General features: G+C 67.9%; 8 protein-coding genes. 1 reads left to right on the forward strand and 7 read right to left on the reverse strand.

Annotated elements, in window-relative coordinates; genetic code table 11:
- Nucleotides 1-171: 171 nt before the first annotated feature.
- The 6 genes from tuf to TOK_RS15825 form a co-directional block, all read right to left on the reverse strand.
- Nucleotides 172-1,365, reverse strand: a complete 1,194-nt coding sequence (gene tuf / locus TOK_RS15800) for an elongation factor Tu (protein ID WP_098958585.1) — start codon at nt 1,363-1,365, stop codon at nt 172-174.
- Nucleotides 1,366-1,509: 144 nt separating this feature from the next.
- Complete coding sequence (fusA, locus tag TOK_RS15805; protein WP_098958586.1) at nt 1,510-3,609, reverse strand: elongation factor G; 2,100 nt, start codon at nt 3,607-3,609, stop codon at nt 1,510-1,512.
- 46 nt (nt 3,610-3,655) lie between these two features.
- Nucleotides 3,656-4,126: a 30S ribosomal protein S7 gene (gene rpsG, locus TOK_RS15810; protein ID WP_098958587.1), complete on the reverse strand. Its 471-nt coding sequence runs from the start codon at nt 4,124-4,126 to the stop codon at nt 3,656-3,658.
- Nucleotides 4,126-4,500, reverse strand: coding sequence for a 30S ribosomal protein S12 (gene rpsL / locus TOK_RS15815; protein WP_013677469.1), 375 nt, complete (start codon nt 4,498-4,500; stop codon nt 4,126-4,128). Before rpsL ends, rpsG begins: the two co-directional genes overlap by 1 nt.
- A 753-nt stretch (nt 4,501-5,253) precedes the next feature.
- Complete coding sequence (locus TOK_RS15820) at nt 5,254-9,156, reverse strand: DNA-directed RNA polymerase subunit beta' (RefSeq protein ID WP_098958588.1); 3,903 nt, start codon at nt 9,154-9,156, stop codon at nt 5,254-5,256.
- A gap of 43 nt (nt 9,157-9,199) precedes the next feature.
- A complete protein-coding gene (locus TOK_RS15825) occupies nt 9,200-12,727 on the reverse strand; it encodes a DNA-directed RNA polymerase subunit beta (protein WP_098958589.1) in 3,528 nt (1,175 codons plus the stop codon).
- Nucleotides 12,728-13,396: 669 nt separating this feature from the next.
- Between TOK_RS15825 and TOK_RS15830 the strand changes: the two genes are divergently transcribed.
- A complete protein-coding gene (locus TOK_RS15830) occupies nt 13,397-15,076 on the forward strand; it encodes an AMP-binding protein (RefSeq protein WP_098958590.1) in 1,680 nt (559 codons plus the stop codon).
- A 71-nt stretch (nt 15,077-15,147) separates the two neighbouring features.
- Here the strand turns inward: TOK_RS15830 and rplL are convergent, their stop codons facing one another.
- Nucleotides 15,148-15,537 carry a 50S ribosomal protein L7/L12 gene (rplL, locus tag TOK_RS15835; RefSeq protein WP_098958591.1) on the reverse strand — a complete coding sequence of 130 codons (390 nt, stop codon included), beginning with the start codon at nt 15,535-15,537 and terminating at the stop codon, nt 15,148-15,150.
- Nucleotides 15,538-15,578 lie beyond the last annotated feature (41 nt).

Genomic DNA, 15,578 nt, shown 5'->3' on the forward strand with positions numbered 1-15,578 from the left:
GCTCGTCCTGCAGACTGGTCCCCGGGTCACGTGCATCCACGGGGGGATGCTCGAGAGCTCTTGGGGGCTGGCACCGAACGCGGCGCGCGGGAGCTGGTCCCGCGCGCCGCGTTCGACGCGCAACCCGTCAAGGATGCCACACCGGAATGTGGCCTCCTCAACCGGGGGGTGTTACTTGCTGATCTTGATGACCTGGCCGGCGCCCACGGTCCGACCACCCTCACGGATGGCGAACTGCAGGCCCTCCTCCATGGCGATCGGCTGGATCAGCGCGACGCTCATGGTGGTGTTGTCGCCGGGCATGACCATCTCGGTGCCCGACGGCAGGGTCACGACGCCCGTCACGTCCGTGGTACGGAAGTAGAACTGCGGGCGGTAGTTGTTGAAGAACGGCGTGTGCCGGCCACCCTCGTCCTTGGACAGGATGTAGACCTGGCCCTCGAACTCGGTGTGCGGGGTGATCGAGCCCGGCTTGACGACGACCTGGCCGCGCTCGACGTCCTCACGCTTGATGCCGCGGAGCAGCAGGCCGACGTTCTCACCGGCGCGACCCTCGTCGAGGAGCTTCCGGAACATCTCGACACCGGTGACGGTGGTCGAGGTGGACTTCTCCTTGATACCGACGATCTCGACGGTCTCGTTGACCTTGACGATGCCACGCTCGATACGGCCGGTGACGACCGTGCCGCGACCGGTGATCGTGAAGACGTCCTCGATCGGCATGAGGAACGGCTTCTCGATGTCGCGCTCGGGCTCCGGGATCGACTCGTCGACCGCGGCCATGAGCTCGAGGAGCTTCTCGGCCCACTCGGCGTCGCCCTCGAGGGCCTTGAGCGCCGAGACGCGCACGATCGGCAGGTCGTCGCCCGGGTACTCCTGCGACGACAGCAGCTCGCGGACCTCGAGCTCGACGAGCTCGAGGATCTCCTCGTCGTCGACCATGTCGGCCTTGTTGAGCGCCACGACGATGTAGGGCACGCCGACCTGACGGGCGAGCAGCACGTGCTCGCGCGTCTGGGGCATCGGGCCGTCGGTCGCCGCGACCACCAGGATGGCGCCGTCCATCTGCGCCGCACCGGTGATCATGTTCTTGATGTAGTCGGCGTGACCGGGGCAGTCGACGTGCGCGTAGTGCCGCTTCTCGGTCTGGTACTCAACGTGCGCGATCGAGATCGTGATGCCGCGCTGACGCTCCTCAGGAGCCTTGTCGATCTGGTCGAACGCCGAGGCCTCGTTGAGGTCCGGGTACTTGTCGTGCAGAACCTTGGTGATGGCCGCCGTCAGCGTGGTCTTGCCGTGGTCGATGTGACCGATCGTGCCGATGTTGACGTGCGGCTTGGTCCGCTCGAACTTCGCCTTCGCCACTGCAGTGTCCTCCTGGACTGAGTTCCTTTTGTCCGCCGTGCTGACGGCAGGTTCTTGGGGTGGTGCCGATGTCGGCGCCGGGTGGCTGTCGGATGAGTGACGGCCACCGGGCCGCGGACCTTACCGGTCCGCGGCCGGGACCTCTTACTCGCCCGTCGCCTTCGCGATGATCTCCTTGGCCACGTTGGTCGGGACCTCCGCGTAGGAGTCGAAGACCATCGTGTAGTTCGCCCGGCCCTGGGTCCGCGACCGGAGGTCGCCGACGTAGCCGAACATCTCGGAGAGCGGCACGACCGCCTTGACGATGCGAGCGCCGGCCCGCTCCTCCATGGCCTGGATCTGGCCACGGCGGGAGTTCAGGTCGCCGATCACGTCGCCCATGTAGTCCTCGGGCGTGGTGACCTCGACGGCCATCATCGGCTCGAGGATGGCCGGGTCCGCCTTGCGGGCCGCCTCCTTGAGTGCCATCGAGCCGGCAACCTTGAAGGCCATTTCCGAGGAGTCGACCTCGTGGTACTGGCCGTCGAGGAGCGTCAGCTTGATGCCGGTCAGCGGGTAGCCCGCCAGCACGCCGTACTGCATGGCGTCCTGGGCGCCGGCGTCCACCGACGGGATGTACTCCCGAGGGATGCGGCCGCCGGAAACCTTGTTGTCGAACTCGTACAGCGCACCGTCGGCCGTGTCGAGCGGCTCGAGCTTGATGATGACGCGGGCGAACTGGCCCGAACCACCGGTCTGCTTCTTGTGCGTGTACTCGAACTTCTCGACCGTCTTGCGGATGGTCTCGCGGTAGGCCACCTGCGGCTTACCGATGTTCGCCTCGACCTTGTAGTCGCTCTTCATACGGTTGACCAGCACCTCGAGGTGCAGCTCTCCCATACCGGCGAGAATGGTCTGGCCACTCTCGTCGTCCTGGTGGACCTGGAAGGTCGGGTCCTCCTCGGCGAGCTTCTGGATCGCGATGCCCAGCTTCTCCTGGTCGGCCTTGGTCTTCGGCTCGACCGCGACCTGGATGACCGGGTCGGGGAAGGACATCGACTCGAGGACGATCGGGGCCTGCGGGTCCGACAGGGTCTCCCCCGTCGTGGTGTCCTTCAGGCCCGTGACCGCGTAGATGTGGCCGGCGAGGGCCTCATCCACCGGGTTCTCCTTGTTGGCGTGCATCTGGAAGAACTTCCCGATGCGCTCCTTACGGTCCTTGGTCGAGTTGATGACCTGGGCGCCCGCAGCGACCTTGCCCGAGTAGACCCGGATGTAGGTGAGCTTGCCGAAGAACGGGTGTGCGGCGATCTTGAACGCGAGAGCCGAGAACGGCTCGTCGATGCTCGGCTTGCGCGACGCCGGGGTCTCCCCGTCCGTCAGCGTGCCCTCGACCGGCGGGACGTCGATCGGCGACGGCAGGTAGTCGATGACGGCGTCGAGCATGGGCTGCACGCCCTTGTTCTTGTACGCCGATCCGCAGAGCACCGGATACGCGACCCGGTCGTTCACGATCTTGCGGATGCCGAGCTTGATCTGCTCGGTCGTGAGCTCCTCACCGCCGAGGTAGAGCTCCATGAGCTCGTCGTCGGTCTCGGCGACGGCCTCGACGAGTGCGGTGCGGTACTCGGCCGCACGCTCGACCAGGTCGGCCGGGATCTCCTCGACCGTGTAGTCCTCGCCCATCTTGACCTCGCCGCGCCAGGTCAGTGCGCGCATCTCGACGAGGTCGACGACGCCGATGAACTCGCTCTCGGAGCCGATGGGCAGCTGCAGCGGCAGCGGCTTGGCACCGAGGCGGTCCTGGATCGTCTGCACCGTGAAGTAGAAGTCGGCGCCGAGCTTGTCCATCTTGTTGACGAAGCAGATGCGCGGGACGTCGTACTTGGTGGCCTGCCGCCAGACCTGCTCGGACTGCGGCTCGACCCCCTCCTTGCCGTCGAAGACCGCGACCGCGCCGTCGAGCACCCGCAGGGACCGCTCCACCTCGACGGTGAAGTCGACGTGCCCCGGGGTGTCGATGATGTTGATCTGGTGGTCGTTCCAGAAGCAGCTGATGGCGGCAGACGTGATCGTGATGCCGCGCTTCTGCTCCTCCTCCATCCAGTCCATCGTGGCCGCGCCGTCGTGGACCTCACCGATCTTGTAGTTCAGACCGGTGTAGAAGAGGATCCGCTCGGTGGTGGTGGTCTTGCCGGCATCGATGTGCGCCATGATGCCGATGTTGCGGACCTTGCCCAGGTCCGTCAGCACGTCCCGTGCCACGGTTAGCTCGCTTCCCTCAACAGGTTGGCGCGGACGATCGGGCCCGTCACCAGCGGTAGTGGGCGAAGGCCTTGTTGGACTCCGCCATCTTGTGCATGTCCTCGCGCCGCTTGACAGCAGCACCGAGACCATTGCTCGCGTCGAGGAGCTCGTTCATGAGCCGCTCGACCATGGTCTTCTCGCGACGCTGGCCGGCGTAGGACACCAGCCACCGCAGCCCGAGCGTGGTCTGCCGGACCGCACGGACCTCGACCGGGACCTGGTAGGTCGCGCCACCGACACGGCGGCTGCGGACCTCGAGGGCCGGCTTCACGTTGTCGAGCGCCCGCTTGAGCGTGACGACGGGGTCGGTGCCGGTCTTGTCCCGGGTGCCCTCGAGCGCGGCATACACGATGCGCTCCGCGAGGGAGCGCTTGCCGTCCTTGAGGACCTTGTTCACCAGCTGGGTGACCAGCGGCGAGGAGAACACCGGGTCGGAGACCAACGGCCGCTTCGGGGCGGGACCCTTGCGGGGCATCAGCTCTTCTCCTTCTTCGCTCCGTAGCGGCTGCGCGCCTGCTTACGGTTCTTGACGCCCTGCGTGTCGAGCGAGCCGCGGACGATCTTGTAACGGACGCCGGGCAGGTCCTTCACACGGCCGCCACGCACGAGCACGATGCTGTGCTCCTGCAGGTTGTGACCCTCGCCCGGGATGTAGGCCGTGACCTCGATCAGGCTGGACAGGCGGACGCGGGCGACCTTGCGCAGCGCGGAGTTCGGCTTCTTGGGGGTCGTCGTGTACACGCGCGTGCAGACCCCGCGGCGCTGGGGGCTGCCCTTGAGCGCGGCGGTCTTGGTCTTGGCGACCTTGTCCTGGCGGCCCTTGCGGACCAGCTGCTGGATCGTGGGCATGGACCGTGTGCTTCTTCCCGTCGGCGTGCTCGGCTGTACTTGCTCGTTCTGTTCGGGGCACGGGGGACCCTGAGGCTCCCGTATCCCGAGGTCGGGCGTGTCGCGCTCGGTGAACCCCACTCCAGGGCGGGGAAACCCTGACGGGAGTCCGAGCGGCCGTGGCTGGACCGATCGGCACAGCCAGAACCCCGGAGGGCCGGCGCGCCGGGACGACAGGCACACGGAGCAACCCGACCATGGTCGAGCGCAAGACAACAGAGTACCTGCCCCCTGACGAGAGGGTCAAAACGGGTCCGTTGTCGGCGACGGCGGGTTCCCGCAGCGTGCCCGACGACCACGGTCCCCGCAAGCCGACTCACCCGCTCGCCGCTCGCGAACGTCCGCTCGTCGCACCCCGGGACCTGCAGATCCCCTGCTGCCGACGTGTCCAACGCGCCGGGCGCGCCGCTGATTCCCGATCACCGGCCGGATCCGCACGCCCGGTCGACATCGCCGTAGGTCTGCCGTCCTGCAGCCGGAGGGCGCCGTGGTCCCCTCGTCCGGCGACCGATCCGGACCCGTTGGGACACAAGCCCTCGCTCCGGTGAACCAGGTCCGGGAACGCCGAACGGGGCCGGACACCGCCACGGGAGAGCAGTGTCCGGCCCCGTCCGGGACCGTCCTCGGGGCGGGCCCGCCGTCGCGGGTCCGTTCACGATCCGAGGAGCGCTGACGAACTCCGGCCTGGTGCGGCCGGAGTTCCCCAGCACCCTCCTAGCGGAAGTCGCGCCCGAAGTCGTAGTCGTCCAGCGGCACCGCGGCACCGCTGCCCGTGCCGAACACGTCGGGGCTGTAGTAGCCGTCGTCGTAGTTCGGCAGCGCGTAGGCGGCCGCGCGGGCCTCCTCCGTGGGCTGGACCTGGATGTTGCGGTACCGGCCGATGCCCGTACCGGCGGGGATCAGCTTGCCGATGATCACGTTCTCCTTGAGCCCGACGAGCTTGTCGCGCTTTCCGTTGATCGCGGCATCGGTGAGGATCCGGGTGGTCTCCTGGAACGAGGCCGCGGACAGCCACGACTCCGTCGCCAGCGAGGCCTTGGTGATCCCCATGAGGACGGGACGGCCGGAGGCCGGCTCGCTGCCCTCGGCGACCACACGCCGGTTCTCCGACTCGAACTCACCACGCTCGGCGAGCGCGCCCGGCAGGAACTCCGTGGCGCCCGAGTCGATGATCGTCACCCGGCGCAGCATCTGCCGGACGATGACCTCGATGTGCTTGTCGTGGATGTCGACGCTCTGCGTGCGGTACACCTTCTGGACCTCGGCCACGAGGTGCAGCTGCACCTCGCGCGGACCCATGACACGCAGCACCTCGTGCGGGTCGGCCGTGCCCTCGAGGAGCAGCTGGCCCACGTGCACGTGGTCGCCGTCGGCCAGCGGACGCTCCTGGCCGTCGACCGAGTTCATGGCCAGCCACTGCCGCTTGGACAGCTTCTCGTAGACGATCTCCTCGCCACCGTCGTCCGGGGTGAGGGTGATCTTCCAGAAGCGGTCGCCGTCCTCGATGCGGATGCGGCCGTCGACATCGGCGATCGGCGCCTTGCCCTTCGGGACCCGGGCCTCGAAGAGCTCGGTGACACGGGGCAGACCGGTCGTGATGTCGTCGCCCGCGACGCCACCCTGGTGGAACGTACGCATCGTCAGCTGCGTGCCGGGCTCACCGATCGACTGCGCGGCGACGATGCCGACGGCCTCGCCGACGTCGACCAGCTTGCCGGTGGCCATCGAGCGGCCATAGCACATCGCGCAGATGCCGGTACCGGACTCGCAGGTCAGCGCACTGCGCACCTTGACCCTCCGGACGCCGGCGGCCACGAGGGCCTCCAGCGCCGGGTCGCCCAGGTCCCCGCCGCGGGCGACGATGATCTCGCCGTCCGGGCCGACGACCTCTTCGGCCGAGCAGCGCGCGTACACCGACGTGCGGATGTAGCGGTGCGGGATGAGGCGACCGTCGCTGGTCTCCTCGGTGACCGCCATGGCGACCGACCGCGACGTTCCGCAGTCGACCTCACGGACGATGACGTCCTGCGAGACGTCGACGAGACGACGGGTCAGGTAGCCCGAGTCGGCGGTCCGCAGCGCGGTGTCCGCCAGACCCTTACGGGTGCCGTGCGTGGAGATGAAGTACTCCAGCACCGACAGGCCCTCACGGAAGTTGGCCTTGATCGGGCGGGGGATGTACTCACCCTTGGGGTTGGCGACCAGACCACGCATACCGGCGAGCTGCCGGACCTGGGTCATGTTGCCCGCCGCGCCGGACTTCACGATCGTGGGGATCGGGTTGTCCTCGGGGAAGTTGTCCTCCATGGCCTTGGCGACCTCTTCGGACGCCTGGGTCCAGATCTTGACCATCTCGTCGTTGCGCTCCTGGTGGCTGAGTGCACCACGCTGGTAGCGCTTGTTGACCTGGTCGGCCTTGATCTCGTAGCCGTCGAGGATCTCCTGCTTGTTGGGCGGGACCACGACGTCGGAGATCGCCATCGTGACGCCGGACCGGGTGGCCCAGTAGAAACCGGCGTCCTTGAGGCGGTCGAGGCACTGCGCGACCTCGGTCATCGAGTACTGCTCGGCCAGCTCGTTGATGATCGCGGCCTGACGCTTCTTGGGCAGCAGCTCGTTGACGAACGGGTAGCCGGCCGGGAGCAGCTGGTTGAACAGCACGCGACCCAGCGTCGTCTCCGCCAGCCAGACCCCGCCCTCCTCGACCACGACGCCGGGGATCGGCTCCACACCGGGGAGCCGGATCTTGATCGGCGCCTGCAGGTGGAGGACCTTCCGGTCGTAGGCCATGATCGCCTCGGCGACCGAGCCGTACACGTTGCCGTCGCCGGTCGCGCCGGGACGCTCACGGCTCAGGTGGTACAGCCCCGTGACCATGTCCAGTCGGGGCATGGCCAGCGGCCGGCCCGAGGCGGGCGAGAGGATGTTGTTGCTCGAGAGCATCAGCACCCGGGCCTCGGACTGTGCCTCGGCCGACAGCGGCAGGTGCACCGCCATCTGGTCACCGTCGAAGTCCGCGTTGAACGCCTCGCAGACCAGCGGGTGGAGCTGGATGGCCTTGCCCTCGACCAGCTGCGGCTCGAACGCCTGGATGCCCAGGCGGTGCAGGGTCGGCGCACGGTTGAGCAGCACCGGGTGCTCGGAGATGACCTCTTCGAGCACGTCCCACACCTGCGAGCGGCCACGCTCGACCATCCGCTTGGCGGACTTGATGTTCTGCGCGTGGTTGAGGTCGACCAGCCGCTTCATCACGAAGGGCTTGAAGAGCTCCAGCGCCATCTGCTTGGGCAGACCGCACTGGTGCAGCTTGAGCTGCGGGCCGACGACGATGACCGAACGGCCCGAGTAGTCGACGCGCTTGCCGAGCAGGTTCTGACGGAACCGGCCCTGCTTGCCCTTGAGCAGGTCGGACAGCGACTTGAGCGGGCGGTTGCCCGGACCCGTCACCGGCCGGCCGCGGCGGCCGTTGTCGAACAGTGCGTCGACGGCCTCCTGCAGCATCCGCTTCTCGTTGTTGACGATGATCTCGGGCGCGCCGAGGTCGATCAGTCGCTTGAGGCGGTTGTTGCGGTTGATGACCCGGCGGTACAGGTCGTTGAGGTCCGACGTCGCGAAGCGGCCACCGTCGAGCTGCACCATGGGGCGCAGGTCCGGCGGGATGACCGGGACGCAGTCGAGCACCATGCCCATGGGGCTGTTGCCCGTCATCTGGAACGCCGCGACGACCTTGAGGCGCTTGAGGGCGCGGAGCTTCTTCTGCCCCTTGCCGCTGCGGATGGTCTCCCGCAGGTTCTCGGCCTCGGCCGGGATGTCGAAGTTCTGCAGCAGGGTCTGGATCGCCTCGGCGCCCATGGACCCGGTGAAGTAGTCGCCGTAGCGGTCGTAGAGCTCGCGGTAGAGCCCCTCGTCCGCGATCAGCTGCTGCACGTCGAGCTTGGAGAAGGTCGTCCAGATCTCGTCGAGCCGGTCCAGCTCGCGCTGGGCACGGTCACGGAGCTGGCGCATCTCGCGCTCGCCACCCTCCTTGACCTTGCGGCGGACGTCGCTCTTCGCGCCCTCGGCCTCGAGCTCGGCCAGGTCGCCCTCGAGCTTCTGGGCCCGGGCCTCCAGATCCGAGTCGCGGCGCTGCTCGACCTTCTTGCGCTCGACGGTCATCTCGTTCTCGAGCGTCGACAGGTCGTTGTGGCGCAGCTCCGCGTTCACCGATGTGATCACGTAGGCGGCGAAGTAGATGATCTTCTCGAGGTCCTTCGGAGCCAGGTCGAGCAGGTAGCCCAGCCGGCTCGGGACGCCCTTGAAGTACCAGATGTGCGTGACCGGCGCGGCCAGCTCGATGTGGCCCATCCGCTCACGACGCACCTTGGCACGAGTGACCTCGACGCCGCAGCGCTCACAGATGATGCCCTTGAAGCGGACGCGCTTGTACTTGCCGCAGTAGCACTCCCAGTCGCGGGTCGGGCCGAAGATCTTCTCGCAGAAGAGCCCGTCCTTCTCCGGCTTCAGGGTGCGGTAGTTGATGGTCTCGGGCTTCTTGACCTCGCCGTGCGACCACTGGCGGATGTCCTCGGCGGTGGCCAGGCCGATGCGCAGCTCGTCGAAGAAGTTGACGTCGAGCACTGTGTGAGTCCTCTGTTCCTTCGTTAGTCGGCTCTGGGCGGGGTCAGTTGACGACGTCGTCGACGGTCATCGAGTCGGAGCCCGGGCGGCTGGACAGGTTGATGCCCAGGTTCGCCGCGGCCCTCTCGAGGTCCTCGTCGTCGGTGTCGCGCATCTCGATGGCCGCGCCGTCGCTGGACAGCACCTCGACGTTCAGGCACAGGGACTGAAGTTCCTTCAGCAGCACCTTGAACGACTCGGGGATGCCCGGCTCGGGGATGTTCTCCCCCTTGACGATCGCCTCGTAGACCTTGACCCGGCCCACCACGTCGTCCGACTTGATGGTGAGCAGCTCCTGCAGCGTGTATGCCGCGCCGTAGGCCTGCATCGCCCAGCACTCCATCTCACCGAAGCGCTGGCCACCGAACTGGGCCTTACCGCCGAGCGGCTGCTGGGTGATCATCGAGTACGGGCCCGTGGAACGTGCGTGGATCTTGTCGTCCACCAGGTGAGCCAGCTTCAGGATGTACATGTAGCCGACGGCGACGGGGAACGGGTAGGGCTCCCCCGAACGGCCGTCGAGCAGCTGCGCCTTGCCGTCCGGGCCGACCATGCGGTCGCCGTCGCGGTTCGGCAGCGTCGACGAGAGCAGTCCGGTGATCTCCTGCTCCTTGGCGCCGTCGAACACCGGCGTGGCCGTGTTCGTGTTCGGCGGCACGGAGTAGAGCTCGTCGGGCATCTTCGACGCCCAGTCCGGCTTGCCCTCGATGTCCCAGCCGGACTTGGCGATCCACCCGAGGTGGGTCTCCAGGACCTGGCCGATGTTCATCCGTCGCGGAACACCGTGGGTGTTCAGGATGATGTCGACGGGCGTGCCGTCCGGCAGGAAGGGCATGTCCTCGGCAGGAAGGATCTTGCCGATGACGCCCTTGTTGCCGTGCCGGCCGGCGAGCTTGTCGCCGTCCTGGATCTTGCGCTTCTGGGCGACGTAGACCCGGACCAGCTCGTTGACACCCGGCGCCAGCTCGTCGTCGTCGTCGCGGGAGAAGACCCGGATGCCGATGACCTTGCCGTTCTCGCCGTGCGGGACCTTGAGCGAGGTGTCGCGGACCTCGCGCGCCTTCTCACCGAAGATCGCGCGGAGCAGGCGCTCCTCCGGGGTCAGCTCGGTCTCGCCCTTGGGCGTGACCTTGCCGACCAGGATGTCGCCGGGCTGCACCTCGGCGCCGATCCGGATGATGCCGCGCTCGTCGAGGTCGGCCAGGACCTCCTCGGAGACGTTCGGGATGTCCCGGGTGATCTCCTCGGCGCCCAGCTTGGTGTCGCGGGCGTCGATCTCGTGCTCCTCGATGTGGATCGACGTCAAGACGTCGTCCTGCACCAGGCGCTGCGAGAGGATGATCGCGTCCTCGTAGTTGTGGCCCTCCCACGGCATGATCGCCACGAGCAGGTTCTTGCCCAGGGCCATCTCGCCGTTCTCGGTGCACGGACCGTCGGCCAGGACCTGCCCGACCTCGACCCGCTGTCCCTCGTCGACGATGGGCTTCTGGTTGTTGCAGGTGCCCTGGTTCGACCGGCGGAACTTGTTGAGCCGGTAGGTCTGGCGGGTGCCCTCGTCGGCCATGACGGTGATGTAGTCGGCGCACAGCTCCTCGACCACACCCGCCTTCTCGGCCACGAGCACGTCGCCCGCGTCGACCGCGGCACGCAGCTCCATGCCCGTACCGACGAGCGGCGACTCGCTGCGCAGCAGCGGGACCGACTGACGCTGCATGTTCGCGCCCATGAGGGCACGGTTCGCGTCGTCGTGCTCGAGGAACGGGATGAGCGCCGTCGCGACCGAGACCATCTGCCGCGGCGAGACGTCGATGTACTCGACGCCCGTCGGGGCGATGTAGTCGACCTCGCCGCCCTTGCGGCGGACCAGGACGCGCTCCTCGGTGAAGGTGCCGTCGTCGTTCAGCGGCGCGTTGGCCTGCGCGACGACGTAGCGGTCCTCCTCGTCGGCGGTCAGGTAGTCGATCTGCTCCGTCACGACACCCTCGACGACCTTGCGGTACGGGGTCTGGATGAAGCCGAACGGGTTGACCTGCGCGAACGTCGACAGCGAGCCGATCAGGCCGATGTTCGGGCCTTCAGGGGTCTCGATCGGGCACATGCGGCCGTAGTGCGACGGGTGCACGTCGCGGACCTCGAAGCCCGCCCGCTCACGCGACAGACCACCCGGGCCCAGCGCGGACAGACGCCGCTTGTGCGTCAGGCCGGCCAGCGGGTTGTGCTGGTCCATGAACTGCGAGAGCTGCGACGTGCCGAAGAACTCCTTGATCGCGGCCACGACAGGCCGGATGTTGATCAGGGTCTGCGGCGTGATCGCCTCGACGTCCTGCGTCGTCATGCGCTCGCGGACGACACGCTCCATCCGGGACAGGCCGACACGGACCTGGTTCTGGATGAGCTCGCCGACGGTGCGCAGGCGACGGTTGCCGAAGTGGTCGATGTCGTCGGTCTCGACGGGAATGGTCTCCCCGGGGATGCCGGCGGCACCGGTGCCGCCACCGGGCATCGAGGTCTCACCGGCGTGCAGCCGGACGAGGTACTCGATGGTGGTGGCGATGTCCTCCTCGGTCAGCGTGCCCGTCGACTTCTCGATGGCCAGGCCGAGCTTCTTGTTGGCCTTGTACCGGCCGACCTTGGCGAGGTCGTAGCGCTTGTCCTTGAAGAACAGGTTCTCCAGGAGCGTCTGCGCGCTCTCGCGGGTGGGCGGTTCGCCCGGACGCAGCTTGCGGTAGATGTCGAGCAGGGCCTCGTCCTGCCCGGCGGTGTGGTCCTTCTCCAACGTGGCCATGATCGTCTCGGAGAAACCGAAACGCTCCTGGATCCGCTCGTTGGTCCAGCCGAGTGCCTTGAGCAGCACCGTGACCGGCTGCCGGCGCTTGCGGTCGATGCGGACACCGACGGTGTCGCGCTTGTCGACGTCGAACTCGAGCCAGGCGCCACGGCTGGGGATGACCTTGACCGAGTAGACGTCCTTCTCGGTCGTCTTGTCGATGTTGTGGTCGAAGTACACGCCGGGCGAGCGCACGAGCTGCGACACGACGACGCGCTCGGTGCCGTTGATGATGAAGGTGCCCTTGTCGGTCATCACGGGGAAGTCACCCATGAACACCGTCTGGCTCTTGATCTCGCCAGTGGTGTTGTTGGTGAACTCCGCGGTGACGAACAGCGGGGCGCCGTAGGTCATGTCCTTGTCGCGGCACTCCTCGACGGAGGCCTTGACCTCGTCGAAGCGGGGGTCCGAGAACGACAGGGACATGGAACCGGAGAAGTCCTCGATCGGAGAAATCTCCGTGAGGATCTCCTCGAGACCACCGGCCGGGCTCTCGTCACCGGCGTCGATTCGACGCTGGAACCAGTTCTCGCTCCCGATCAGCCATTCGAACGACTGGATCTGGAGGTCGAGCAGGTCGGGCACCTCGAGCGGTTCGCGGATCTTCGCGAACGACACCCGGGTCGGCGCACCCGGGAAACTCGGGTTTGCCGAGACGGCGGAGCCGGGGGTCGCAGTGGTCACGGTGGCGCGGGAGACAGCCAAGATGCGTCCTTCCGAGAACTACGCTCTCGTCTGGCGTACACCGGGCCTCAGGCGCTACCGTCTGGTCGTCCCGCTCCGTGCAGGCGATCGTCGGGCTGGTCGAGGATCGATGGACGCCGTCTGTGTTGTCGACGCGACGCCTCTGGCCAGGTTCCGAGTCCGCGGCCGGAACCATCCCTGATGGGGAGCTCTCGACAGCGCGCACACGTCACCTGGGCGGAGGCAGCGCAAAGAGGCAGTCTAGCCGCAAACGCAGCCGCTGTCGAGATGGGTATCCAAGCCTCGCGGCAAGGGAACCACCGAGACCTAAGAGTGACCTGACAGGCGCACCGAGTCAAGGCTCTACCCGTCGGTAAGTGGTCCCTTTCGCCGGACGACCGGCAACCACCACCGTTGAGCGGTGCGCCGGACCGCAGTGTCCCGGCCTGCGAGAACCCCTCGTCAAGGCCTGCCTACCGCCCGTCGGGTCGGCCTCGTCCGCGACCCGACCGCTCGTCCACGCGACAGGCGGTACGCCCGGAGGCCACCGACCACCATGGTCACGCTCCGCGACGGGGCGCCTTGACACCGCACCGGGGGCGGCTGACGATCGGCCGCGATGGCCGATGCAGGTGCATCAGTCGTCCTGGACGGCGACGCGGTGGTCGCCGCCGAGAGCGAAGGAGCCCGATGACCGCGTACGCCGACAAGCCGTGGACAGCGCTCTACGAGGCGGGGAAGCCGGACACCGTCACGGCCGGCCACTCCGACGCCCTGAGCATGTTCCGCGCAGGCGTCGAGGCCGACCGCGACGGCATCGCGATCCACTACTTCGACGCCGGCCTCACCCGCCGCGACGTCGACACCCTCTCCGACGCCCTCGCGTGCGCCCTGCTCGACGCCGGACTCGGACGCGGCGGCCGGGTGGCCCTCTACCTGCAGAACGTGCCGCAGTTCGTGATCGGGCTCGTCGCCGTCTGGAAGGCGGGCGGCATCGCGGTCTCGGTCAACCCGATGAACCGCGAACGCGAGGTCGAGCTCCTCCTGAACGACTCGGGCTCGACGATCCTGCTGACCCTGGAGTCGCTCTACCGCGACGTCGCCGCGTCGGTCGTGGAGCGCACGCCGGTCCGCACCGTCATCACCACCTCGGAGCTGGAGTTCCAGTCCCGCAACGACTCCCGGCTCTTCGCGGGTGTCGTGCGCATCCCTGCGGCCGAGCAGACCGCGCCCGACGGGGTGTCCGTCGTGGACCTGGCCGAGCTCCTCGACCGCTTCCGCGGCACCGTCCCTCCCCCGGTGACGCTCGCGGCCGACGACGTCGCGATGCTCACCTACACCTCGGGCACCACCGGTCCACCCAAGGGCGCCATGAACGGCCACGGCAACATGACGTTCAACGCCGAGGCGTTCCGGCAGTGGTGCTCCATCGGACCCGACGACGGCATCTTCGGGGTGGCGCCGCTGTTCCACATCACCGGCCTCGTCGCCGACGTCGCGCTCTCGATGCTCACCCGCGCCCCCCTCGTACTGTTCCACCGCTTCGAGCCGTCGGTCGCCCTCGACGCCATCCGCGAGCACCGCCCGACGTTCACCGTCGCGTCCATCACCGTGTTCATCGCGCTGATGAACACCGAGGGCGCCACCGCCGACGACTTCTCCTCGATGACCAAGCTGTGGTCGGGCGGGGCGCCCATCCCGCCGTCGACCGTCGACGCCTTCGAGCGGCAGTTCGGCCGCTACGTCCACAACATCTACGGCCTCACCGAGACCACCTCGCCCAGCCACGCCGTGCCCTACGGCGCGACCGCGCCCGTCGACGAGGCGTCCGGAGCGCTCTCGGTCGGCCTGCCCTGGTTCGCCACCGGCTCCCGCATCGTCGGCGACGAGGGCGACGAACTGCCGCCCGGCGAGGCGGGCGAGATCGCCATCAGCGGGCCGCAGGTCGTCGCCGGTTACTGGGACAAGCCCGAGGCGACCGCGCAGACGTTCCCGGACGGGGAGCTGCGTACCGGCGACGTCGGGTACATGGACGACAAGGGCTGGTTCTACATCGTCGACCGCAAGAAGGACCAGATCAACGCCGGCGGGTACAAGGTGTGGCCGCGCGAGGTCGAGGACGTGCTCTACGAGCACGAGGCCGTGCGGGAGGCCGCGGTCGTCGGCGTCCCGGACCCCTACCGCGGCGAGACGGTCAAGGCGTTCGTGAGCCTGCGTCCCGGGCACGCCGTGTCGCCCGAGGAGCTCATCGCCTTCGCCAAGGGGCGGATGGCGGCCTACAAGTACCCGCGCCAGGTCGAGATCATCGACGAGATCCCCAAGACGGCGTCGGGCAAGCTGCTGCGCCGAGAGCTGCGCGGCCGCACCTGACGGCTCCGGGAGCGCCGAAGGGCGGCACCGGGTTCCGGTGCCGCCCTTCGGACGGTGGAGCGGGAGCGACGTCAGCTCAGGCTGACCTTCGCGCCGGCCTCCTCGAGCTTGGTCTTCGCGGCCTCGGCGGCGTCCTTGGCGACACCCTCGAGGATCGGCTTCGGGGCCGACTCGACGAGGTCCTTGGCCTCCTTGAGGCCCAGGCCCGAGACGAGCTCGCGGACGACCTTGATGACCTGGATCTTCTTGTCGCCGGCGGCGTCGAGGACGACGTTGAACTCGTCCTTCTCGGCCTCGGCCTCGGCCGGCGCACCGGCGGGGCCGGCGGCGGCGGCGACCGCGACGGGCGCGGCGGCGGTGACGTCGAAGGTCTCCTCGAACTTCTTCACGAACTCCGACAGCTCGATGAGCGTCAGGTCCTTGAAGGCCTCGAGCAGGTCGTCGGTGGACAGCTTCGCCATGATCGGCTCTCTTTCTGCGGGTGGAGCACTACGGGTGGGGG

Origin of the sequence: Pseudonocardia sp. N23 (assembly GCF_002583555.1) — a bacterium.
Lineage (GTDB): Bacteria > Actinomycetota > Actinomycetes > Mycobacteriales > Pseudonocardiaceae > Pseudonocardia.